The 20,778-nt window shown below is 70.4% G+C and carries 24 protein-coding genes; 16 read left to right on the top strand and 8 right to left on the bottom strand.

Features of this window, described 5'->3' with window-relative positions; all coding sequences use genetic code 11:
- The first annotated feature begins 53 nt into the window (after positions 1–53).
- On the top strand, positions 54–1,169 hold the full coding sequence (locus AB0878_RS00625) for a DUF2332 domain-containing protein (protein WP_366575195.1): 1,116 nt from the start codon (positions 54–56) through the stop codon (positions 1,167–1,169).
- Between the two features lie 243 nt (positions 1,170–1,412).
- Here the strand turns inward: AB0878_RS00625 and AB0878_RS00620 are convergent, their stop codons facing one another.
- On the bottom strand, positions 1,413–1,814 hold the full coding sequence (locus tag AB0878_RS00620; RefSeq protein ID WP_366575193.1) for an NUDIX domain-containing protein: 402 nt from the start codon (positions 1,812–1,814) through the stop codon (positions 1,413–1,415).
- Positions 1,815–1,983: 169 nt separating this feature from the next.
- On the opposite strand from AB0878_RS00620, the gene AB0878_RS00615 reads away from it, so the two are divergent.
- The 4 genes from AB0878_RS00615 to AB0878_RS00600 are packed head-to-tail and all read left to right on the top strand — an operon-like array spanning position 1,984 to position 4,287.
- Positions 1,984–2,148 (top strand): hypothetical protein, encoded by a 165-nt coding sequence (locus AB0878_RS00615; protein WP_285970301.1) that lies wholly within the window; start codon positions 1,984–1,986, stop codon positions 2,146–2,148.
- 19 nt (positions 2,149–2,167) lie between these two features.
- Positions 2,168–2,728: a PH domain-containing protein gene (locus AB0878_RS00610; protein ID WP_220246440.1), complete on the top strand. Its 561-nt coding sequence runs from the start codon at positions 2,168–2,170 to the stop codon at positions 2,726–2,728.
- Between the two features lie 55 nt (positions 2,729–2,783).
- On the top strand, positions 2,784–3,656 hold the full coding sequence (locus tag AB0878_RS00605) for a PHP domain-containing protein (RefSeq protein ID WP_366575191.1): 873 nt from the start codon (positions 2,784–2,786) through the stop codon (positions 3,654–3,656).
- 1 nt (position 3,657) lies between these two features.
- Entirely contained in the window at positions 3,658–4,287 is a 630-nt protein-coding gene (locus AB0878_RS00600; RefSeq protein WP_364059240.1) for a MarC family protein, read from the top strand.
- Here the strand turns inward: AB0878_RS00600 and AB0878_RS00595 are convergent, their stop codons facing one another.
- The gene (locus tag AB0878_RS00595; RefSeq protein WP_366575189.1) at positions 4,288–4,728 is read right to left on the bottom strand and encodes a MarR family transcriptional regulator; all 441 of its coding nucleotides are present in this window, start codon (positions 4,726–4,728) and stop codon (positions 4,288–4,290) included.
- A gap of 86 nt (positions 4,729–4,814) precedes the next feature.
- Here AB0878_RS00595 and AB0878_RS00590 point away from each other — a divergent pair, with 86 nt between their 5' ends.
- From AB0878_RS00590 to AB0878_RS00575, 4 genes are all read left to right on the top strand, one after another.
- Positions 4,815–5,654 carry an NAD(P)H-binding protein gene (locus tag AB0878_RS00590; protein WP_366575187.1) on the top strand — a complete coding sequence of 280 codons (840 nt, stop codon included), beginning with the start codon at positions 4,815–4,817 and terminating at the stop codon, positions 5,652–5,654.
- Between the two features lie 71 nt (positions 5,655–5,725).
- A complete protein-coding gene (locus AB0878_RS00585) occupies positions 5,726–6,586 on the top strand; it encodes a PD-(D/E)XK nuclease family protein (protein ID WP_366575185.1) in 861 nt (286 codons plus the stop codon).
- A 40-nt stretch (positions 6,587–6,626) separates the two neighbouring features.
- Positions 6,627–7,328, top strand: coding sequence for a hypothetical protein (locus AB0878_RS00580; protein WP_366575183.1), 702 nt, complete (start codon positions 6,627–6,629; stop codon positions 7,326–7,328).
- Positions 7,319–8,104 carry a class I SAM-dependent methyltransferase gene (locus AB0878_RS00575; RefSeq protein WP_366575181.1) on the top strand — a complete coding sequence of 262 codons (786 nt, stop codon included), beginning with the start codon at positions 7,319–7,321 and terminating at the stop codon, positions 8,102–8,104. The genes AB0878_RS00580 and AB0878_RS00575 overlap by 10 nt, the downstream gene beginning before the upstream one ends.
- On the opposite strand, the gene AB0878_RS00570 is transcribed toward AB0878_RS00575, so the two are convergent.
- Positions 8,043–9,422 carry a hypothetical protein gene (locus tag AB0878_RS00570; RefSeq protein ID WP_366575179.1) on the bottom strand — a complete coding sequence of 460 codons (1,380 nt, stop codon included), beginning with the start codon at positions 9,420–9,422 and terminating at the stop codon, positions 8,043–8,045. The genes AB0878_RS00575 and AB0878_RS00570 overlap by 62 nt on opposite strands.
- A gap of 35 nt (positions 9,423–9,457) precedes the next feature.
- Positions 9,458–11,245 (bottom strand): DEAD/DEAH box helicase, encoded by a 1,788-nt coding sequence (locus AB0878_RS00565; RefSeq protein ID WP_366575177.1) that lies wholly within the window; start codon positions 11,243–11,245, stop codon positions 9,458–9,460.
- A 292-nt stretch (positions 11,246–11,537) separates the two neighbouring features.
- Here AB0878_RS00565 and AB0878_RS00560 point away from each other — a divergent pair, with 292 nt between their 5' ends.
- Positions 11,538–12,191, top strand: coding sequence for a ferritin-like fold-containing protein (locus AB0878_RS00560; RefSeq protein ID WP_366575175.1), 654 nt, complete (start codon positions 11,538–11,540; stop codon positions 12,189–12,191).
- A 97-nt stretch (positions 12,192–12,288) separates the two neighbouring features.
- Entirely contained in the window at positions 12,289–12,519 is a 231-nt protein-coding gene (locus tag AB0878_RS00555) for a DUF3107 domain-containing protein (RefSeq protein ID WP_220246448.1), read from the top strand.
- Between the two features lie 134 nt (positions 12,520–12,653).
- On the opposite strand, the gene AB0878_RS00550 is transcribed toward AB0878_RS00555, so the two are convergent.
- On the bottom strand, positions 12,654–12,974 hold the full coding sequence (locus AB0878_RS00550; RefSeq protein ID WP_366575173.1) for a DUF4873 domain-containing protein: 321 nt from the start codon (positions 12,972–12,974) through the stop codon (positions 12,654–12,656).
- A gap of 38 nt (positions 12,975–13,012) precedes the next feature.
- Positions 13,013–13,798 carry a TetR/AcrR family transcriptional regulator gene (locus AB0878_RS00545; RefSeq protein ID WP_366575171.1) on the bottom strand — a complete coding sequence of 262 codons (786 nt, stop codon included), beginning with the start codon at positions 13,796–13,798 and terminating at the stop codon, positions 13,013–13,015.
- A 54-nt stretch (positions 13,799–13,852) separates the two neighbouring features.
- On the opposite strand from AB0878_RS00545, the gene AB0878_RS00540 reads away from it, so the two are divergent.
- Together AB0878_RS00540 and AB0878_RS00535 are read left to right on the top strand one after the other, a co-directional pair.
- A complete protein-coding gene (locus AB0878_RS00540; protein ID WP_366575170.1) occupies positions 13,853–14,761 on the top strand; it encodes a diiron oxygenase in 909 nt (302 codons plus the stop codon).
- Complete coding sequence (locus AB0878_RS00535; protein ID WP_366575168.1) at positions 14,758–15,675, top strand: alpha/beta hydrolase; 918 nt, start codon at positions 14,758–14,760, stop codon at positions 15,673–15,675. Before AB0878_RS00540 ends, AB0878_RS00535 begins: the two co-directional genes overlap by 4 nt.
- Here AB0878_RS00535 and AB0878_RS00530 read toward each other — a convergent pair.
- Complete coding sequence (locus tag AB0878_RS00530) at positions 15,656–16,339, bottom strand: alpha/beta hydrolase (RefSeq protein WP_366575166.1); 684 nt, start codon at positions 16,337–16,339, stop codon at positions 15,656–15,658. The two genes, AB0878_RS00535 and AB0878_RS00530, sit on opposite strands and share 20 nt — an antisense overlap.
- 5 nt (positions 16,340–16,344) lie before the next feature.
- Positions 16,345–16,971, bottom strand: a complete 627-nt coding sequence (locus tag AB0878_RS00525) for a TetR/AcrR family transcriptional regulator (RefSeq protein ID WP_364059285.1) — start codon at positions 16,969–16,971, stop codon at positions 16,345–16,347.
- A 189-nt stretch (positions 16,972–17,160) separates the two neighbouring features.
- On the opposite strand from AB0878_RS00525, the gene AB0878_RS00520 reads away from it, so the two are divergent.
- From AB0878_RS00520 to moeZ, 3 genes are all read left to right on the top strand, one after another.
- Positions 17,161–18,081, top strand: coding sequence for an alpha/beta fold hydrolase (locus AB0878_RS00520; protein ID WP_366575923.1), 921 nt, complete (start codon positions 17,161–17,163; stop codon positions 18,079–18,081).
- An 80-nt stretch (positions 18,082–18,161) separates the two neighbouring features.
- Positions 18,162–19,379, top strand: a complete 1,218-nt coding sequence (locus tag AB0878_RS00515) for a DUF3152 domain-containing protein (RefSeq protein ID WP_366575164.1) — start codon at positions 18,162–18,164, stop codon at positions 19,377–19,379.
- Between the two features lie 123 nt (positions 19,380–19,502).
- Entirely contained in the window at positions 19,503–20,684 is a 1,182-nt protein-coding gene (gene moeZ / locus AB0878_RS00510) for an adenylyltransferase/sulfurtransferase MoeZ (protein WP_366575162.1), read from the top strand.
- Positions 20,685–20,778: the final 94 nt, after the last annotated feature.

The raw sequence follows: 20,778 nt of genomic DNA, 5'->3' as shown, positions 1-20,778 counted from the left end.
AAGTGGCTCAGGCGGCGTTACCCCGGTACGGAGCTGTTCGAGGAGGAGCGCGGGTGGCCATCGCCCTGGAAGAGATCAAGCGGCGGTTGCGAACGTTCGCCGAGGTCGAGGCGCGCGGCGTTTCGCCGCTGTACGACCACCTCGCCACGCAGGCGGCCGAGGACGACGACGTCGCCGGCCTGCTCACCGACGCCCGCGGCGGCGAGGCTCGCGGCACCCTGCTGCTGGCCGCCGCCCACCGCCTCATCCAGGCCGACCCGATCCACCCGCTGTCGCGCTACTACCCGTCACTGGGCGGGTTCGACGGCGTGGACAACGAGACGTGGCCGCTGTTCCGCACCTTCCTGCTGGAGCGCGCGGACAAGGCCCGCGAACTGATTTCGACGCGCTACACCCAGACCAACGAGGTCCGCCGCGCGTCGCTCGTCTACCCCGCGGTCGCGGCGGCGGCCAAGGAAGCGGGCGGCAAGATCGCCCTGCTCGAGGTCGGCTGCAGCGCGGGCCTGCTGCTCGGCCTCGACCGCTTCTCCTACCGCTACCAGTGCGACGGCGGCGAACAGCTCGTCGCCGGGCCGGCCAAGGCCGCCGTCGGCCTGCACTGCGCCCTGGACCTCGCGCCCGGCGCCGTGCTGCCGAAGCTGCCGAAGAAGGTCGCCGTCGCCGCGCGCGCCGGTCTGGACCGCGCGCCGGTCGACCTCGCCGACGAGGACGAGCTGGCCTGGCTGGAGGCCTGTGTCTGGGCCGACCAGCCGGACCGCATCCGCCTGCTGCGGACGGCCGCCGCGGAACAGCGCAAGCACGTCCCGCCCCTGATCGCCGGCGACGGCGTGGACGACCTGGCCGCGGCCGCGGCGACGCTGCCGGCCGAGCTGCCCTTGGTGGTCCTGACCAGCCACGCGCTGGCCTATTTCGGTGACCGCCGGGCCGACTTCGTGGCCGAGCTGGCCGCGCTCGCGGCCACGCGCCCCCTGTGGTGGGTCACGCAGGGCTTCTACGAAGCGGGCCTCAAGCTGCTGCTGCCCGACCGCACCGACCTGGACGCCCTGGCACCGGACCCGTCGGACGCCGGCGTACTCGGCCTGGTCACGTGGTCGGACGGGAAGCCGGTCGTCCGCACGTTGGCCCGGACGTCGCCGCACGGCCAGCGCATGACCTGGCTGCCGGCCTGACCGCCGGCGCAGGTGCACCGGCTGCACGCTGTGTCACCTGTGTCACATTCACCCCATCAGTCACACCCGTGGACCGTGCGCGCTTGCGTCTTCATATGCATGTGCATTGATACGGAATTGCTCAACTCCGCATTTCCCGTGCTCATCCGGCGGTCTGTGCGGAGATAACACCATTCACCGGCGTGCGAAAACCACGAACATTCGCGCAAGCAATCGCCGTGTCGCGCAATTACACCGATGGAATCAGGCTCGCGGCAACGCACCCCAGTCACGCAGCGTGATGAAAAGCAAGTCCACGAGCCGGCCCGACGTGTCCAAATCCACCAGTTCGGCCGAGTCGACCCAGCGGGCGTCGTCGGCGTCGTCGCCGGCGGTGAGGGTTCCGGCCGTGACGACGCACTCGTAGTCCCGGATGTCGTAGGGGCCCCGGGCGACCATGCCCACGAATGTGTGCGGGCTCACGTCGAGTCCGGTCTCTTCGCGCAGCTCGCGGACGACGGCTTCGGCGTCCGTTTCGCCCTGTTCCACGCGGCCGCCGGGCAGTGACCAGAGGCCTTTGCCCGGATCGTGGCCACGCTGGATGAGCAGCAGTCTGCCCTGGTCGTCGAACACGATGCCGCCCACGCAGGGCACTCGGGTGTCCATGGGTGTCAACCATAGATTCGTCACGCTGTACACGGAGAGTAGCCGTACGGTACACTTCGGACGGCCTGCTGACCCATGCGCGGGACTTTCCTGCCGCGTGGGTGGTTGGTGCGGTACAACGTAGAAAGTCAGTTTTCCGGTGCCACGTTTAGAGACGGGATTGATCGCTGTGAACGCGAAGAAGCTTGCGGGTCTCGTGGGTATCGCGTTGGTGCTGTTCTTCGTGATCGCTCAGCCGAACCAGGCGGCAGGTCTCGTCGGCAACATCGTCGACTTCCTCCGTAGCTCGGCCGAATCGGTGGTCTCGTTCGTCAGCAACGTCTTCAACGGCTGACGGGGGATAACCTCGAGACATGTTCGCGCCACGCGACCCCGACGAGTACCTGCTCGACACCGAGCGGCGGGTCATCCGCATCCGCCGCCACTGGGCAGTGCTGCTCTGGGACACGTTCGAGGCGGCGGCCCTGCTCGCCGTCTGCGTGCTGGTCTCGTACCTGTTGCCACCGTCGTTGTGGGTGGTGCAGAACATCCTCTGGTACGTCGCGCTGCTGGTCGTGCTGCGGTTCGCCTACGCGGTGGTCCAGTGGTGGGTGGAGCGCCTCGTCGTCACGGACAAGCGGTTCGTGCTGACCAAGGGCGTCATCACCACGAAGGTGCTGATGATGCCCATCACGAAGGTCACCGACCTCACCTACGAGCGGCCCGGCTGGGGCCGGGTGCTCGGGTACGGGACGATGGTCGTCGAGTCCGCCGGTCAGATCCAGGCGCTGAACCGCATCGACTACCTGCCGCGGCCCGAGGAGTTCTACGACACGATCTCGGAGCTCGTGTTCGGCGACAAGCAGAAGCAGGCCGAGCGCTTCTCCATGATCAAGGCGCAGCGTGCCGCGAGGGGCAAGAAGCCCGTCGGCTGACCTGCGGGCGTTGTCCCAGGTACCGGCGTCGCTGTGACGCAGCGCATCGTCGAGAATGGTCACGATGCGCATCGACCTGCACGCCCACTCCACGGCCTCAGACGGCACCGACAGCCCTTCCGGGCTCGTCGAAGCTGCCGTCCGGGTCGGCCTCGACGTGGTCGCGATCACCGACCACGACACGACCGCCGGCTGGGCGCCGGCGGCGGAGGCCGTCCCGCCCGGGCTGACTCTCGTTCCCGGCGCCGAGCTGTCCACCGTGTCCGTCGACCCGGAAACGGGCTGGCGGATCAGCGTGCACCTGCTCGCGTACCTCTTCGACCCGACCGCGCCCGCGCTCGTCGCAGAGCAGACGCGCCTGCGGGCCGAACGACGCACGCGGCTGTGCGCGATGGCGGACCGCATGGCCGCCGACGGGCTCCCGATCGACGCCGACGAGATCATGGGCCTGCTGCCTGCCGACTCGCCGGCGGGTCGCCCGCACCTCGCGCAGGCGCTCGTGCGCGCCGGGCTGGTGTCGAGCGTCGACGAGGCCTTCGCGGAGTACCTCGGCAGCCGCCGCGGTTACTACGTGCCGCGCCACGACACCCCCGTCGAGGAGGCGATCGACATGATCGTCGCCGCGGGCGGCGTCACGGTGATCGCGCACCCGTTCGCGTACAGCCGCGGCGCGACGATCAGCGAGGACACCCTGCGTGATCTGGCCCGTCGCGGCCTGACCGGCGTCGAGGTCGACCACCCCAACCACGAGCCGGCCACGCGCGTCCGCACGCGTGAACTCGCCGACGAGCTGGGGCTCATCCGCACCGGGTCGAGCGACTACCACGGCACGAACAAGACGATCGGCCTCGGCCAGGAGACGACCGACCCCGGTCAGTTCGAGCAGCTCGTCGCGCGCGCCACCGGGTCGCAGATCGTGAAGGGCTGAGATGGGCGTCGCGCAGTTCTTCGACGCGAAGCTGTTCATCAGCGCCACCATCACGCTCATCGTGATCATGGACCCGCCGGGCACCGTGCCGGTGTTCCTGAGCCTGGTCGGCCGCAAGCCGATGGCCACGCGCGTGAAGGCGGCGCGCCAGGCCGTGCTGGTGTCGCTGCTGGTCATCACGCTGTTCGCGGTGGCCGGGCAGGCGATCCTCGCGTACCTCGGCATCGGGATCCCCGCGCTGCAGGGCGCCGGCGGCCTGCTGCTCCTGCTCATCGCGCTGCAGCTGCTCACGGGCAAGGGCGGCACCGAACCCGAGGCGGCCGACGACGTCAACGTCGCCCTCGTGCCCCTCGGCACGCCGCTGCTCGCCGGCCCGGGCGCCATCGCGGCGACGATCGTGTTCGTGCGCCAGGCCGACGGTCACCTCGGCGCGTACATCGCGCTGGGCTGCGCGATCGTCGCCGTGCACTTCGTGATCTACACGTGCATGCGCTTCTCGGGTGTGGTCATCCGGCTGATCAAGGAAAGCGGCATCACGCTCGTCGCGAAGATCGCGGGTCTGCTGCTGGCGGCGATCGCCGTGGAGCTGGTGGCGAACTCGGTGAAGGGCTTCATCGCCGGGAACTTCTGATCAGCGGAGCTTCCTGGGCTCCGTCAGCAGTTCACTCGCCGAAGTGTGCACCTGGGCCAGGAGGCCCAGAAGTCGGTCTCGCTCGGGTTCGGTGAGGTTCGCCGTGAGCTTGGCTTCCAGCTCGCGCCGCTCGGCCTCCACCGGCTCCTGGAGCGCGCGCCCGGCGTCGGTGAGCCACAGCCGGACGAGGCGGTTGTCCTTGTCGTCGCGGCGGCGCGTGAGCAGGCCTGCGGCGGTCATGCGGGTGGCCATCTTGACCACGGTGGGCGTGGTGACGTGCACCTGGGCGGCGATCTCGCCGGGGGTGGCTCCGTCGGTGGCCCAGAGCGCGGCGAGGAGCACGTTCTGGCCCTCGTGCAGGCCGTGGTCGCGCATCGCCGAATCGGAGAGCGCGCGGACCGCCTTGTGCGTCTTGCTGAACAGGTCGAGGAACTCGGGCACCACGCCTCCCCAATCGATTGACGGCTAATCATTTCCCGGCTAACGTTTTCTTGAAGTCGATAGACGGCAAACGATCTGGGGAGTTCATGCTACTGGTCATCGGAGCCACCGGGAACATCGGCCGTGATCTCGTCCGCGAGCTGGCGGACGTGGGTGCGGACGTCCGCGTGCTGACCCGCGATCCCGCCCGCGCGGCGGACCTGCCCGCGCAGGTCGTTGTCGGCGATGTGGAGGAGCCGTCGACGCTGCCGGCGGCGTTCGCGGGGGTGGAGCGGTTTTTCCTGCTGACACCCGGGCTGGGCACCACCGGCGTGGCCAACGCCGTTGTGGCGGCACGCGAAGCCGGCGTGCGTCACGTCGTGCACCTGTCGTCCAGCAACGTGCTCGGCGACCCGATGCCGATGATGGGCCGCTGGCACCACGAGCGCGAGGAGCTCGTGCGGGCGTCGGGAATCCCGTTCACGATCCTGCGGCCGGGCGGTTTCATGCTGAATGCGTTGGAGTGGCGAGAATCCGTGCGGGCCGGGTACGTGCTGGACGCCCTCGGACCCGGCCGGCAGGCGCCGATCGACACCGCCGACATCGCGGCCGTCGCGGCGTTGGTGCTGACGTCGGACGGGCACGAGGGCGCGGAGTACGTGCTGGACGGAGGCGAACTGCTGACGGTCGCGGACCAGGTGGCGATCCTGTCCGCCGTATTGGGGCGGGAGATCGAGGTGCGGGAGCCGAGCTCGCCCGACGAGATCGTGCGGTCGCGCTTCCCTGCGGGGGCGCCGCCGGCGCTCGCCGAGGCCTTGCTGGAGGCCGCCGCGCTGATGCGGGCCGACGTCGAAGGTTCGCGCACCGACACGGTTTCGCGGCTGCTGGGGCGTGAGCCGCGGACGTTCGCCGCGTGGTGTGAGCGCAATGTGGCGGCGTTCGGTTGAGAGGCCGCCCCCGCGCCGGAAAGTGTCGGTGGTGGTGCGTAGCGTGGGCGCCGGAACCGAACGGGGGTCGAGTGAAGGAACAGCTGGGGTTCGATTTCGGCGTCGAGCAGCCGCAGCGGCTCACGAAGGTGTCGCCGGCGCGGTTGAGCACGTTCGAGGACTGCCCGCGCCGCTACCGCCTGAGTTACCTGGAGCGCCCCATGCCGCAACGCACCGGCCCGTGGGCGCACAGCACGCTGGGTGCGGTGGTGCACAACGCGTTGCGGGCGTTGTTCGACCTGCCCGTCGCCAAGCGCACGGCGCAGCGCGCGATGGCGCTGGTCGGCGAGTACTGGAAAGACGCGGGGTTCGAGGACGCCGAGCAGGCCGCGCGTTACCGGGCGCGGGCCAAGGGCTGGGTCGGGGAGTACGTGGAGGACCACGACGTCACCGAGGATCCGATCGGCCTCGAGCGCTGGGTGTCCGCGCCGGTGAGCACCACTGGCGGACGGCCCACGATGATCATCGAGGGCCGCGCCGACCGCATCGACCAGCGCGGCGGCGAGCTGGTGATCGTGGACTACAAGACCGGTCGCCGCGCTCCCGACGAGTACGAGGCCCGCGCTTCGCAGGCGTTGGCCATGTACGCGGTGGCTTCGTCGCGCACGCTTCGCTTGCCCTGCACCAAAGTCGAGCTCCACCACCTGCCCACCGGCACGATCGCCGCGGCCGAACACACGCCCGAGTCGCTGAACCGCCATCTCCAACGCGCCGAAGAAACCGCGGGCGACTTGCGGTTGGCCACCGATACCCTCGATGCAGGCGCCGACGGCGACGCCCTCTTCCCCGCCCGCCCCGACCGCCGCTGCTCCTGGTGCGACTTCCGCCCGAGCTGCGCGGAAGGCCAGCAGGCGGGCCCCGCGTCCCAGCCCTGGGACCTCCTGGCGCCCTGACCACCCTCCCTCCGAGTCGATGATTGGACGGACCCCCACCGTGGCCTCACCCGACACCGAGGAACTGACCGCCGCCCCCCTGGCCGCGGCGGACGTGGCCGCTCCTGCGGCGGGCGGCGCCGACGTGTCGGACAACGCGACGGCGCCTTCGGCCGAGGCCGTGGCACCGGCTGAGCGCGCTTCTGCCGCCCCGGCGCAGACCACGACCGACGCCTCGCAGGGCAGCAGCGTCTTGCCACAACCCGTGGACGCCCCGCCGCCCGCCAACGAGATGCCCCGAACCGATTCCGGAGCTGCCGCCGCCTCGGAGCGCGGCGAGGTAGCTGAGGACGCCTCTGCCTCCGCGGCCCAGACCGGCGAGGCCGCAGCTGAGTACATCCCCGCCTCCGCGGCCCAGACCGGCGAGGCGGCGGCTGAGTACGTGCCTGTCGCGCCGCCGCAGCGGATCGAGGCCGTCAGTACGGGAAAGCCGCGTGGGCGTTGGTGGCGCGGCTTCACCGGGTCGATCGCCGCGGGGCTGGCCGTCCTGGCGGTGGGCGTGCTGGGCGTCGGCGCGGTCTGCCTCGCCACCGGGGCGCCGGGGCCGAGCGTGCTGTTGCTGGTGGGCCACCCCGTCGCCGCGGTGGCCGCGTTGGTGCTGCAGCGGGTCGCCGACCGGCGCTACGGCCGCACGGCCGGCCTGGCGGGCCTCGGCGTGCTGGTGGTCGCTTTCGTGGCGCTCACGGTGTTCTGGTGGGCCTGACGCCCCGGGCGCTCTCCGACGACGAAGCCGCCGAGCTGTACGACGTCCTCAACACCTGGGGCGACTTCCCCGCGGACCGCTTCTACGACGGCCTCGTCGAGAGCGCGCAGGACGTCCTCGACGTCGGCTGCGGCACCGGCGGCATGTTGCACCACGCCCGCGAACGTGGCCACCGAGGTCGGCTGGTCGGCCTCGACCCCGATCGTGCGGCGCTCGCCCGCGCGAGGCGGCGCACGGACGTCGAGTGGCGGGAAGGAACGGCCGCCGCGCTCAGGTCAGAGGCCGAGTTCGACCTCGTCACGATGACCGGCCACGCGTTCCAGTGCCTGACCACCGATGAAGACCTGCGCTGCTCCCTCAGCGCCATCCGCCGCGCATTACGGCCTGGCGGAAGGTTCGCGTTCGAGACGCGCCACCCGCAGGCAAAGGCTTGGGAGGACTGGACTCCCGCGAACCAGGTCACGGTCTCGCGGCCACGCCCGCTCCGCCTGTGGCACGAGGTCGAGTCGGCCGTCGGCGACGTCATCACGTTCACTGAGACGTCGGCCGACCCCGAAGGCGCCGTGCTGCGCGTCGACCGCGCAGCGCTGAGGTTCCTCGGCCCCGAAGAGCTGGACGCGTTCGTCGCGGCAGCCGGATTCGCCGTCGAGGAGCGGTTCGGCGACTGGGAGCGCGGCCCCCTGACCGAGCAGAGCCGCGAGATCGTCACGATCGCTAGCGCAGTGCGGCAACCACAGGGCCGCGCTGCTCAAGCAGCACCGGGCCCAAAGCCGTGAGCCGGACGACGCCGTTGTAGCCGCCGCGGTCGACGCCGACCGTGCGGATGGTGGAGCCGTTGGATTCGTTGAGCACGGCCAGGCCGCCGTTGATGGGCACGACGAGCTGGCGCGCGAAGGTGATGCCGGGGCCGCGGGTGCTGTCGAGGGTCCAGCGCGGGGTGAGGTCGTCGCGGGACAGGGCGACGGTTTTGGTGCCCGTGAACCAGTACACGCCGCTGTCGGTGCGGGTGGTCTGTTCGACGCCGCCCGCGGGGTCGCCCGCGAGATCACTCGCGGGGAGGTCCATGGGGTAGGCGGAGCGCTCGTTGCCGTCCGGGCCGTAGATGACCAGCAGCTTCTGGTCGGGCAGCAGCACGGCCGTGAAGTCGCCCGACATGGCGATCACGCGGGCGCGCGAGCCGGCCAGGACGGAGCTGAAGACGACCTGCGGCTCGTCCTCGTGTTCGGCCGTCGCCTTGTAGACGGTGAGGCGGTCGTGGGGGTCGCCGGGGCAACGCTCGATCACGCCGACCTTGTCGGCGGCCGCGGCGACCGTGCCGTACGTGCAGCCCGTGCGCGGCTGCTTGTTCGGGTTGACCAGGAACGGGACCTGGCCGTACTCCATGCTCTTCACGAGGTCGTCGCGCCAGGTGTCGAGCAGGTGCTTGCCGGTGGTGGTCACGTGGCTGCCGTCGCTGACGAGCTGGGTGCCGAGCTCCGCGTCACCGTTGCGCTGGGCCGTGATCTGGCCCGTGGTGGGGTCGAGCTGCGTGACCTCGCTGCAGCCCATTGCCTTGTGGTACACCGCGTTCACGCGGCCCCACGCAGTGTCCACAGTGCACAGTTGCAGGTTCTCGCGCGTGTAGTGCCAGCGGATCTTGCCGGTGAGCGGGTCGCGGCCCGCGACCTCGCCGCCGTCGGCGGTGGTCACGGTGTCGCCCTCGCCGATCGGCACGGGCGTGGCCGAGCTGGGCGCCTGCCACAGCTGAGCCATCGAACCCGGCACGGCCGCGGGCGCCGGCGGCAAGGTCGGCGGCGTCGAAGCGAGCGCGCGGCTGGTGTGCAGGTTGTCGCTGTTCAATGCGACAACCAGCGCCACGACCACCACGACCACGGCGATCAACGCCGCGATCACCCGATCCCGCCCGCGGTTCCACGGCGAACGCCGCACGCGGACGGGAGGCCCCGTCACCGGGCTCGGAAAGCCCTGCGACGGGGGCAGAACATCTTCGGTGCCGAGCGGGCGGTGCGAAACCACCCCGGAGTCCGAAGGCGGGACAAAAGCCGGAACGTCCGGTTCAGACTGGTCCGGTGCGCCGTCCTTGTGGTCGCTCACGTACCTGACTCCCGCCGTCGGCTCCGCTGTTCCCCTCAGTCTGCCGACGCAGGTGTATCAGACGTCGCGGAGGGGCGGCGACGACGGCGCCGACGTGCCGGACGCTCACCCGTTTCTCCGGTTTCTCCCGAAACCGAGGCCGACGCGGTGGCCGCACCGGCGGGACCGGTCGACTCACCACCGCCGCCACTGCGGGTGCGGCGACGCGAGCGCGTGCGCTCCTCACCCGAGGCGGAAGCCGAGCCCGTCGCAGCGGCCTCGGAGGACGAAGCAGCAGCGGCGTCCGCCTTCTCGACCGCCTCAGCGGCCTTCGCGCCACCACGGGTGCGCTTGCGCGGCGCCCGCGTGCGCTTGCGCGGCGCGTCTTCCGAGCCGGCACCGGCGCCCCGACCACCACGGCCGCGGCGCTTGCCGCCCAGGTCCTCTTCCTCCTCGGCGGCCAGCCCGGCGCGGGTCCGCTTCGCGAGCGGGAGCCGGCCGGTGGTGCCCTCCGGGATGCCGAGGTCGCTGAACAGGTGCGGCGACGACGAGTACGTCTCCACCGGCTCCGGCTTGTCCAGACCCAGCGTGTCGGAGATCAGCTTCCAGCGGGGGATCTCGTCCCAGTCGACGAGCGTGACCGCGACACCCGTGCGCCCCGCGCGGCCGGTGCGGCCGATGCGGTGGACGTAGGTCTTCTCGTCCTCGGGGCACTGGTAGTTGATGACGTGGGTGACGTCGTCGATGTCGATGCCGCGCGCGGCGACGTCGGTGGCCACCAGCACGTCGACCTTGCCCGAGCGGAACGCGCGCAGCGCCTGCTCGCGGGCGCCCTGGCCCAGGTCGCCGTGGACGGCGGCCGCGGCGAACCCGCGCTCCACCAGGTCGTCGGCCACCTTCTGCGCGGTGCGCTTGGTGCGGCTGAAGATCATGGTGAGCCCGCGGCCCTCGGCCTGCAGGATGCGCGCGATGACCTCGGGCTTGTCCATCGAGTGCGCCCGGTAGACGAACTGGGTGGTGCGCTCGTGGATCGCGCTCGCGTCGTTCTCTTCGGCGCGGATGTGCGTGGGCTGGCGCAGGAACGTGCGCGCCAGCGTGATGATCGGGCCCGGCATCGTGGCGGAGAACAGCATCGTCTGCCGCTCGTCCGGCACCATGCGCAGGATGCGCTCGATGTCGGGCAGGAAGCCCAGGTCGAGCATCTCGTCGGCCTCGTCGAGCACGAGCCCGCGGACCTTGCCCAGCACCAGGTGCTGCTGCTCGGCCAGGTCGAGCAGGCGGCCCGGGGTGCCGATCACGACGTCGACGCCCTTGCGCAGGGCCTCGATCTGCGGCTCGTACGGACGGCCGCCGTAGATGGCCAGCGTGCGGATGCCGAGGTGCTTGCCGGCGCCCTTGAGGTCGTTGGCGACCTGGATGCACAGCTCGCGGGTCGGGACCACGACGAGCACCTGCGGGGTGCCGTCGCCGGGGACCTGCACGCGGTGCAGCAGCGGGACGCCGAAGCCCAGCGTCTTGCCCATGCCGGTGCGGGCCTGGCCGATGAGGTCGTCGCCCGCCATGGCCAGCGGGAGCGTGAGCGCCTGGATGGCGAACGTACGCTCGATGCCGGCCTCGCTCAGCGCCTTCACGATCTCCGGCTTCACGCCGAACGAAGCGAACGTGGGCGCCTCGGGCTCGACCTCGACGCCCGCTTGCAGCGGGTGCGAGGTGTCGAGCGCGGCCGGGCCGGACTCGCTGTGTTCCAGCGCGACCGCGGGGGTGGTGGTTTCTTCGGTTGTGGACTGTTCTGCGGTCAGGGTGATCGCCTCTCTCGTGACCAGCGCGCACAGGCCGGTTGTCACTCGACACTCGACCGGGGGTCTGACGGGCACCGGAGAGTTACGCTCGGCGCCGCAGCCGCCCTCCCGGGAATGCCGCTGGAGGCGTGCACGCACAAATTTCGGCGAACCCCGGCAGCCCTGGTGGCGCCGGTCGCCCGCCTGTTTCCCGCAGCCATGAGACGTGCGGAAGCCTTGTTTATCTTTCCGCAGTGTACCTGGTCAGGAGTTTTTCAACAGTACCGGGCGCGACGGCGCGGCGTGGGATCGGTCTCTTCACGGCGTCGACCACGGGTTCGGCGATACCCTCGTCGCCGTGACCGACCCGAAAGAGATCAGCGAAGGCGTCGTCGACCTGCTCGGCGTGATCGCCTATCTCGAGCTGTCCGCGTTCGACCGGATGGCCGAGGACGCCCGCACCGCGCCGACGCTCGCCGGCCGCGCCGCGCTCGCCTCCATGGCCGCGGCCGAGATCGGTCACTTCGACATGCTTTCGGCCCACCTCGCCGCCCACGGCGTGTCCGTCGACGACGCCATGCGCCCCTTCGTGGCCCAGGTCGACGCCTGGCACGCCTCGACGCGGCCCAAGTCGTGGCTGGAATCGCTGGTCAAGGCCTACGTCGGCGACGGCCTCGCGGCGGACTTGTATCGCGAGATCGCCAGCTGGCTCGACCCGGAGACGAAGGACCTGGTGCTCACCGTCCTCGCCGACACGGGGCATTCCGCGTTCGCCGAGCGCGAAGTCGCCGCCGGCATCAAGGCCGACCCGAAGGCGCGCGACAAGCTCGCGCTGTGGGGTCGGCGGCTGCTGGGCGAGGCTCTCACACAGGCCCAGTACGTGGTCGCCGAACGCGATGGCCTGGCCGAACTCATCGTCTCCGGCTCCGGCGACCTGTCGGGAATCGCCGGGTTGTTCCGGCGGTTGCAGCAGGGGCACACGAAGCGCATGCAGGCGCTCGGTCTGGGCTGAAGTGCCGGTTCACCACGCGGTGGCGCGACACCGCAGCGCTGCGGTTGGGCTAGCCTTGCCAGGCGTAACGACAACGAATTTCCAGCGGAGGTCCCACGTGGAGGTCAAGATCGGCATCAAGGACACGCCGCGCGAGCTGGTGGTGTCCAGTGGCCAGACCGCCGACGAGGTGGAGAAGCTGGTCGCCGAGGCCCTGACGGCCGGTGACGGGCTCTTCCGCCTCAACGACGAGAAGGGCCGCAAGTACATCGTCCCGTCCGACCGCATCGCGTACGTCGAGATCGCCCCCTCGGACGTCCGCAAGGTCGGCTTCGGCGTCGGCGACTGAGGTCTCGCCGGTTCTGGCGGTTCTTGAGGCTTTACCGGAAAGCCGCCCTGGGCTTTGGCCTGGGGCGGCTTTTTCTTGCCCTTGGTCGGGCCTGGGCGGTCGTGCTCTGAAGGTCCGGCGGTTGCCAGCTGGACCTAGGCGGTCGCCGCTTCCACTTCTTCCAGGCTCGTCGGCACCGAGAACGGCGGAGTGGACGTCCCCATGATCCGGTAGCGGCCCCACGGGTCCGGGTCCGAAAGCTCGCCGGCAGCCGAACGATCACCCACCACCACCGTGCAAGCCGTCTTCCGGCCGCCCACCGCAGCGGAGAGCTCGGGGGAGGTGGAAACCCGTCCGTACCAGTGGTAATACCCGTCGATCGGCTGGAAATAGCCGCGCAGGTCGATCTGCACAGCCATTTCCACGCCGTCGACAACAAGGGTCGCAGTGCCGGCGTAACCGTCTTCGTCGCTCATAAAAAGCCTCCCAACGAAAGAAACCGAGAGAAAGCGGCTCAGCCCGCGTCGCTGTCCGCGGGGGACTCGGTTTTGCGGCCGAGCTGGACGACCTTGTTCTCCTCCAGCGGCAGGTTCGGGTCGATCACCACGCCGTGCTGGCGGGTGAGTCCGTCGATGGCCGCCCAGATGATCTGCGTGAGGTATTCGACCACGGAGTCGCGGCTCATGGAGCGGCGGTCGAGCCACCATTCGCCCGTGCTCTGGACCATGCCGACGATGCCGTGCGCCCACGGTTCGGCCGCGCCGGAGTCCATGGAGAACATGCGCATGTAGTCGCCGAGCAGGGCGGTCAGGGCGGTGGCGATGACCTCCTTGTCCTCCGCGACGACGTCGGCGTCGGTCACCGTCTTCTCCTGCAGGCCGCCGCGGGCCAGGAGGCGGTAGAGGTTCGGGTGCTCCTCGATCACGGAGAAGAACGCGTCCAGCGCCATGCGGATGCGTGGCACGGGCGCGAGCTCCGCGTTGATCGCCGGGATCAGGCGCTCGAACAAGATCTCCGTGCCGCGCTGCCCGAGGGCCACGTACAGGTCGGCCTTGTCCTCGAAATGCCGGTACAGCACGGGTTTCGTGACGCCGGCCTCGGCCGCCACGTCCTCCATTCCGAGGTCCGGACCGTGGCTGTCGAGCGCTCGCAGCGCGGCCTCCACGAACTCCGCCCGTCGCGCGATGCGGTGCTTGCGCCACCGGTCCCGCCGGGCGTCGCCGGTCGCGGCCTCCCCCGGAGCAGGGTGCTTGCCGGACTGCTTGCTGGCGCGCTTGACACGTTCGATCACCCGGGTCATGCTACCAGAGGTAACTGTTACCTCAAGTTACAGCTACAAGAGAGAGGGCGAGCGATGACGCGGACGCTCAAGGAGACCGACCGGGAGAAGACCGCCGACCGGCTGCTGAAGTCTTCGGCGAACAAGTTCTACGACCCCGACGTCGACATCGACTGGGACGCACCGCTCGTCGACGGCAAGAACTACATCCTCCCCGAGCGCTCGTCGCTCTACGGCACGAAACTGTGGGACACCCTCACCCCCGAGCAGCGCATCGAGCTCGGCAAGCACGAGGTCGCGAGCGTCGCCACCACCGGCCTGTGGTTCGAGATCCTCCTGATGCAGATGCTGCTCAAGGAGGTCTACGACGAGGACCCCACGAGTTCCCACGCGCAGTTCGCCCTCACCGAGATCGCCGACGAGTGCCGCCACTCCACGATGTTCGCCCGCATGGCCGCGCGCATCGGCTGCCCCGCCTACGGCCCGGTGCCGGCGCTGCGCCAGTTCGCGAAGCTGATGCCCACGATCTCCTACGGCCCCGCCCGCTACGGCGCCATCCTCGTGGCCGAAGAGGTGCTCGACCGCCTGCAGCGCGAGCAGATGGTGAACGAGGACGTGCAGCCGCTGGTGCGCATGGTCAACCGCATCCACGTGCTCGAAGAAGCGCGCCACGTGACCTTCGCGCGCGAAGAGGTCACGCGCGGGATGGCGAAGCTGGGCAAGCACGAGATCACCTACCAGCAGTTCATCATCGCGTTGATCTCGTACTTCGTCACGCGCGCGTTCATCAACCCCAACGTCTACAAGGCCGTCGGCATCCGCCCGCGCGACGGCGTCGAAGCGGCGTTGAACAACCCGCACTGGCGGGGGACGATCGCGTGGGCCGGGGAGAAGATCATGCCGTTCCTGCAGGAGTCGGGCCTGGTCGGCTTGCCGGGGCGCTACTTCTGGAAGAAGTCCTTCCTGCTGCCGGAGGGCAAGTGACCACCCTCGAACGGCTCCGCAACCCTTCGCGGGAGCACCGGTTCGTGACCGGCGACGGGGCCGCGCTGCACGTAGAAACCTCCGGTCCCGCCGACGCGCCGGTCACGCTCGTGCTGGTGCACGGCTGGACGCAGGACCACCGCACGTGGGACGGCGTCGTCGGGCACCTCGGACCGGCCACGCGGGTGGTGCGCTACGACCTGCGTGGCCACGGGGGATCGTCGTCGGCTCGACGGGGGGCGGCGACGATCCCACGACTCGCGGACGACCTCGCCGAGCTGATCGCCGAACGCGTCCCGAACGGCCCGCTCGTGCTCGCCGGCCATTCCATGGGCGGCATGACGATCATGGCGCTCGCCGAACGTCATCCGGACCTGGTGAAGGCGCGCGTCGCCGGCGTGGCGTTCGTGGCCACGTCGTCGGGCCAGATGGACCGCATCACGCTCGGGCTGCCGGGGCCGGCCGGGTCGATATCGGCGCGGTTCGAGCGCCGGCTGGCCAAGGCGCTGGCCCACCGCAAGGGCGACCGGCTGCCGCTGAGCCCGGCGATGGTGCGGTCCGGCGCGCGGTTCCTGGTGTTCGGCGACAAGCCGAAGCGCGGCGACGTGGACAGCGTCGTCGACCAGCTGCTGTGCGCGCATCCAGCGTCATTGGGGGAATTCCAGGACGCGATCTCCGTGCACGACTGCCGCGTGGCGTTGCGCGCGCTGCGGACCGTGCCGGCGGTGGTGCTGGCGGGGGAGAAGGACCGGCTGTGCCCGCTGCCGCACGCGAAGGTGATCGCCGACGAGCTGCCCGACGCCGAGTTCGTCCGCTACCCGGGCGCCGGGCACATGCTGCCGCAGGAACGCGCGGCCGAAGTCGCCACGCGCGTCAAGACCCTGCTGAACGCCGCTAGGACCCTTGCCCCATAAGAGACTTCAACGCGGCAACGGTCGCGGGCACATCCTCGAACACCGGCGTGTGTCCAGTGTCCACTGTGGTCAGTTCCGCCGCGGGCAGGTGTTCGACCAGGTACCGCGCGTCCGCCACGGACCGGGCCCGGTCGCGGACGCCGTGCAACACCTCGACCGGACACCGGATCGACGCGAGCTCCGGCGTCAGATCGAGATCGCGCTGGCTCGTCAGCACCTCCAGCGCGGCCTCCTGCGGCACGCGCGCGGCGTAGGCGAGCAGGTCGTTCCGCAGCTCCACCGGCAACGGTGAAGCGAACGACCGGTCCAGCACCGCCGCGTGCAGCTCCGGCCCCCAGGCCTGCGAAATCGTCGTCAGGATCCCGTCGACGTCACCGTGGCCCCGCATGTGTGCGCCGGTGTTCGCGAGCAGCAACCCGGCCACCAGCTCAGGGTGATCAGCTGCCAGCCGCAACGCGATGCAGCCACCCGTCGAATGCCCCACGAGCAGCACCGGCCGGTCGATCCGGGCTGCGATCCGCGAGGCCACGTCGTCGATCCGCCACGGCCCGGGCGCCGTCATCCAGTCCACGGCGTGCACCACGCCCGGCCACGCCCGCGCGAGCGGACCGAAGACCGCCGGGCTGCAGAGCGTGCCGGGGACGGCCACCACGAGCGGGGTCAAGCGCGTCAGCCGTCCTTGAGCGGGAAGCCACCGCCGATGCCGCGCCACGCGAGGTTGGCCGTGAGCGCCACGGCTTCCTCCTGCGACATCGCCTGGTTGTGCTGCAGCCAGTAGCGCGCCGAGACCTGCGACATGCCCACGAGGCCGACGGCCAGCAGCCGGGCCTTGTGGTCGTCGAGCCCGGCGTCCGCGGTGATGGTCTCGGTGATGGCCTCGACGCTGGCCGAAGTCGCGCGGTCCACCGCCTCCTGCACGGCCGGCTCGCCGCGCAGGTCGCTTTCGAAGACCATCCGGAACGCGCCGGCGTCTTCACTCACGAAGTCGAAGAAGGCGCCGACCGTGGCCGGCACGCGCTGGCGGTTGTCGCTCGTCGAGTCGAGCGCCCCCTTCACGCGGCTCACCAGGTCGTCGACGTGGCTTTCGAGCAGCGCGATGTAGAGGTCGAGCTTGCCGGGGAAGTGCTGGTACAGCACGGGCTTGCTGACGCCCGCCTCCTCGGCGATCTCGTCCATGGCCGCGGCGTGGTAGCCGTTTTCGGCGAAGACGCGTTGCGCGGCCGTCAGCAGCTGGGCGCGGCGTTCGGTCCTGGGCAGCCGGACGCCTCGTTGCTGCAGTCGCGCCATTTCCGTCATTCTTCCTCCCGTCCACGGCTTCGCCGGGCAGTAGCACCACCGCGTGAAGCGGGTTTGAGATTACTCGCGGGTACGCCTGAAACGCCAAGTGTCGGGCATCCTGGGGTGGTGACCACATCCACGACGCGCCCGGCGACCGCGACGGCGGTGCGCCCGGCCGTGACCCACGTGCCGCTGTCCACGGCGCCGTTGCCCGCGCTCGAGCCGGTGCTGCCGCCGTGGCCCGGTGTCGTCGAGGACGTGGGCGGAGTTTCCCTGAACGTACGCCGCACCCCCGGACCCGACGGTACCGTCGCCGTCTACGTCCACGGGCTCGGCGGGTCGTCCAGCAATTGGACCGACCTCGCCGCGCTGCTCGCACCCACCGCGAGCGGCCGCGCGATCGACCTGCCGGGCTTCGGCTTTTCCGAGCCGGCCCCTGGCTTCGATTTCAGCCTCGACGAGCACGCCGAGGTCGTCGCGCGCTACATCGAGGGCCTCGACGCGGGGCCGGTGCACCTGGTCGGCAACTCCATGGGCGGCGCGATCGTGCTGCTCGTGGCCGCCGCGCGCCCCGAGCTGGTCTGCACGCTCACGCTGATCTCGCCGGCGATGCCCGACCGCCGCCCGGACCCGCGGCGGCTGTCGGACCCGATGATGGCGCTGGCGTACCTGCCGGTGATCGGCGCGCGCGTGCGCCGCCGGCTGGCTTCGGCGACGGCCCGCGAACGCGCGGCCCAGGTCATCAAGCTGTGCTTCTACGACCTGGCGAAGTTCCCCGAGCAGCGGCTCGACGAGCTGACCGAGGAACACGGCGCCCGCGCCGCGCTGGCCTGGGCCGCGCCCGCCATGGCGCGCAGCACGTTCGGCATCTTCCGGCGGTGGACCGCGGTCGGCGACGCGTCGCTGTGGTCCGTGGCGGCGCGGGTGAGCATCCCCACACTCGTCGTCTGGGGTCTTCACGACCGGGTGATCTCCGTGCGACGCGCCCCGCGCACCGCCCGGCTGCTCCGACACGCCCGGCTGCTGGTCCTTCCCCGAACCGGGCACGTGGCTCAGATGGAACGCCCGAATGTCGTAGCGCGGGCCGTCCTGGGGCTGTGGGAGGCCGCCGAGAAGGGCACCTGGTAGTCCGAACGGGTGACAGATCATCTCTCGGTCATCAGCCGGTCGCCGAGAGCATCACGGTTCGGATATGGCACCCTGGGGCGGTGGACCGGCCCAAGGACGCACGAGGAGACGACCGGCGAGCCTCGTACGCCGGTTCAGCCAGGCGTGCGACGTCGGCCTCGGCAAAGAATTCGTCGAGCAGTTCGTCGACCAGCTCGAGGAGCTCTCGCAACTCACCCCTCACGGACACGGGCTCGCCGCGCGTCGGCCAGTTCCGGCCGTCGAAGCCGCCCGCCCAGCGCGTCGGCGAAGACCGCTACCGCCCCGGCTCCCGGCGCACCAGCGCGGAGCCGCTGAAGGCGTCGTGGCAGCCGAAGGGCGACGAGGAGAAGCCCGCCGCCCGCAGGCCGGCCGCGAAGAAGCGCGGTGTCGGCGGGTTCGTGAAGACCTACGGCTGGCGCGTGTACGCGTTGCCGATCCTGGTCGTCATCACCGCGCTCGTCGTGGTGAACACGGCCACGAGCCCGGCCGAGCCCGGGTCGACCACCACCGCGGGCACCGGCGAGTCGGCGGTGGGCGACGCGGCGGCCGGCGCGATCGACGGCGGCCAGGCCATCCCCGAGAACCCCGCCAAACCGGCGGACGTGAACGTGCCGACGGCCGAGCTGCCCACGGGCGGCAACTACACCGAGAGCGGCAAGGGCACCTGGCACGTCGTGCCGGGCTCGGGCCCCACGGTCGGCAAGAGCGGCAAGCTGTACACCTACACCGTCGAGGTCGAAGACGGTATCGACCCGTCGAGCTACGCCGGCGACGACAGCTTCGCCACGGCCGTGCAGGGCATCCTGTCCGACCCGCGTAGCTGGACGTGGAACGGCAAGATCCGGCTGCAGCGCGTGGACGCGAGCTACCCCGACCCGAGCTTCCGCGTGAGTCTCACCACGCCGAACACGACGCACCGCGCCGACGCGTGCGGGTTCCAGATCAAGTTCGAAGCCTCCTGCTACCGCCGCAGCATGGGCCGCGTGCTCATCAACCTCGCCCGCTGGGTGCGCGGCGCGAAGGCCTACGGCGCCGACATGACCGGCTACCGGCAGTACGCCATCAACCACGAGGTGGGCCACGCGCTCGGCAACAACCACGTGGGCTGCCCCGCCAACGGCGATCCGGCGCCCGTGATGATGCAGCAGTCGTTCGGCGTGGCCGACGACTACGTGGCGATGCTCAACAACATCCCCGGCGGCGACAAGGGCAAGGTCGCGGCCGACCACCACGTCTGCGTGCCCAACGCCTGGCCGAACCCGACGCCGCAGGCGTAACCACGGTCTCGCCGAACAAAGCAACCCTCGTCCCACGATCCGGACGCCGGGAAGCCCACCTTGCCTGCGAGCGTTGTGGATACTGGGATTGACTACGCGATCCACGCGAGTATGGAGGACCCGATGTCAGACACGGCACTGCCGCCGCTCGTTGAGCCGGCTGCGGAGCTCACGAAGGAAGAGGTGGCCCGGTACAGCCGCCACCTCATCATCCCGGACGTCGGGGTGACCGGGCAGAAGCGGCTGAAGAACGCGAAGGTCCTGGTCATCGGTGCCGGCGGCCTCGGCAGCCCCGCGCTGCTGTACCTCGCCGCGGCGGGGGTCGGCACGCTCGGCATCATCGACTTCGACGTGGTCGACGAGTCCAACCTGCAGCGCCAGGTCATCCACGGCGTGTCCGACGTCGGCAAGCTCAAGGCCGCGTCGGCGCAGGAGTCGATCGCCGAGATCAACCCCCTCGTCAAGGTGCACCTGCACGTGGAGCGGCTGGAGTCGTCGAACGCGCTGGAGATCTTCAGCCAGTACGACCTGATCCTCGACGGCACCGACAACTTCGCCACGCGTTACCTGGTGAACGACGCCGCCGTGCTGCTGGGCAAGCCGTACGTGTGGGGCTCGATCTTCCGCTTCGAAGGCCAGGTCAGCGTCTTCTGGGAAGACGCGCCCAATGGCAAGGGCCTGAACTACCGCGACCTCTACCCGGAGCCGCCGCCTCCCGGCATGGTCCCCTCGTGCGCCGAGGGTGGCGTGCTGGGCGTGCTGTGCGCGTCCATCGGCTCGATCATGGTGACCGAGGCGATCAAGCTCATCACCGGCATCGGTGATCCCCTGCTCGGGCGGCTCATCAGCTACGACGCGCTGGAGATGAAGTACCGCGAGGTCAAGATCCGCAAGGACCCGGAGACCCCGAAGATCACCGAGCTGATCGACTACGAAGCCTTCTGCGGTGTCGTGTCCGACGAGGCCGCGCAGGCCGCTTCGGGCAGCACGATCACGCCGGCGGAGCTCAAGGCCAAGTTCGACAACGGCGACGACTTCGCCCTCATCGACGTCCGCGAGCCCGGCGAGTACGAGATCGTGAACATCAAGGGCGCCACGCTGATCCCGAAGGACCGCATCCTCTCGGGCGAGGCGCTGGCCGAGCTGCCGCAGGACAAGCCGATCGTGCTGCACTGCAAGTCGGGTGCGCGTTCGGCGGAGGCGCTGGCCGCGCTGCACGCGGCCGGGTTCAAGGACGCCACGCACCTCGGTGGCGGCATCCTGTCTTGGGCCAAGCAGATCGACCCGAGCCTGCCCACCTACTGACGGTTTCCGCCCAGGAAGGCCTTCCCGGTTCGCCGGGGAGGCCTTCCTGGCGTTTTGGGCCGGTGGCGGCGGCTGTGTCTGAAATATGAAAGCG

The organism is Amycolatopsis sp. NPDC047767 (genome assembly GCF_040704195.1).
In the GTDB taxonomy this organism is placed as follows: domain Bacteria; phylum Actinomycetota; class Actinomycetes; order Mycobacteriales; family Pseudonocardiaceae; genus Amycolatopsis.
This window is presented reverse-complemented; position numbering and strand designations above follow the sequence as displayed.

Bases quoted from the DNA above. Each gene is read 5' to 3' on its own strand.
- AB0878_RS00620 (WP_366575193.1), bottom strand. From the start codon at position 1,814: ATGGACACCCGAGTGCCCTGCGTGGGCGGCATCGTGTTCGACGACCAG.
- AB0878_RS00610 (WP_220246440.1), top strand. From the start codon at position 2,168: ATGTTCGCGCCACGCGACCCCGACGAGTACCTGCTCGACACCGAGCGG.
- AB0878_RS00605 (WP_366575191.1), top strand. From the start codon at position 2,784: ATGGTCACGATGCGCATCGACCTGCACGCCCACTCCACGGCCTCAGAC.
- AB0878_RS00600 (WP_364059240.1), top strand. From the start codon at position 3,658: ATGGGCGTCGCGCAGTTCTTCGACGCGAAGCTGTTCATCAGCGCCACC.
- AB0878_RS00590 (WP_366575187.1), top strand. From the start codon at position 4,815: ATGCTACTGGTCATCGGAGCCACCGGGAACATCGGCCGTGATCTCGTC.
- AB0878_RS00550 (WP_366575173.1), bottom strand. From the start codon at position 12,974: ATGAGCGACGAAGACGGTTACGCCGGCACTGCGACCCTTGTTGTCGAC.
- AB0878_RS00545 (WP_366575171.1), bottom strand. From the start codon at position 13,798: ATGACCCGGGTGATCGAACGTGTCAAGCGCGCCAGCAAGCAGTCCGGC.
- AB0878_RS00540 (WP_366575170.1), top strand. From the start codon at position 13,853: ATGACGCGGACGCTCAAGGAGACCGACCGGGAGAAGACCGCCGACCGG.
- AB0878_RS00525 (WP_364059285.1), bottom strand. From the start codon at position 16,971: ATGACGGAAATGGCGCGACTGCAGCAACGAGGCGTCCGGCTGCCCAGG.
- moeZ (WP_366575162.1), top strand. From the start codon at position 19,503: ATGTCAGACACGGCACTGCCGCCGCTCGTTGAGCCGGCTGCGGAGCTC.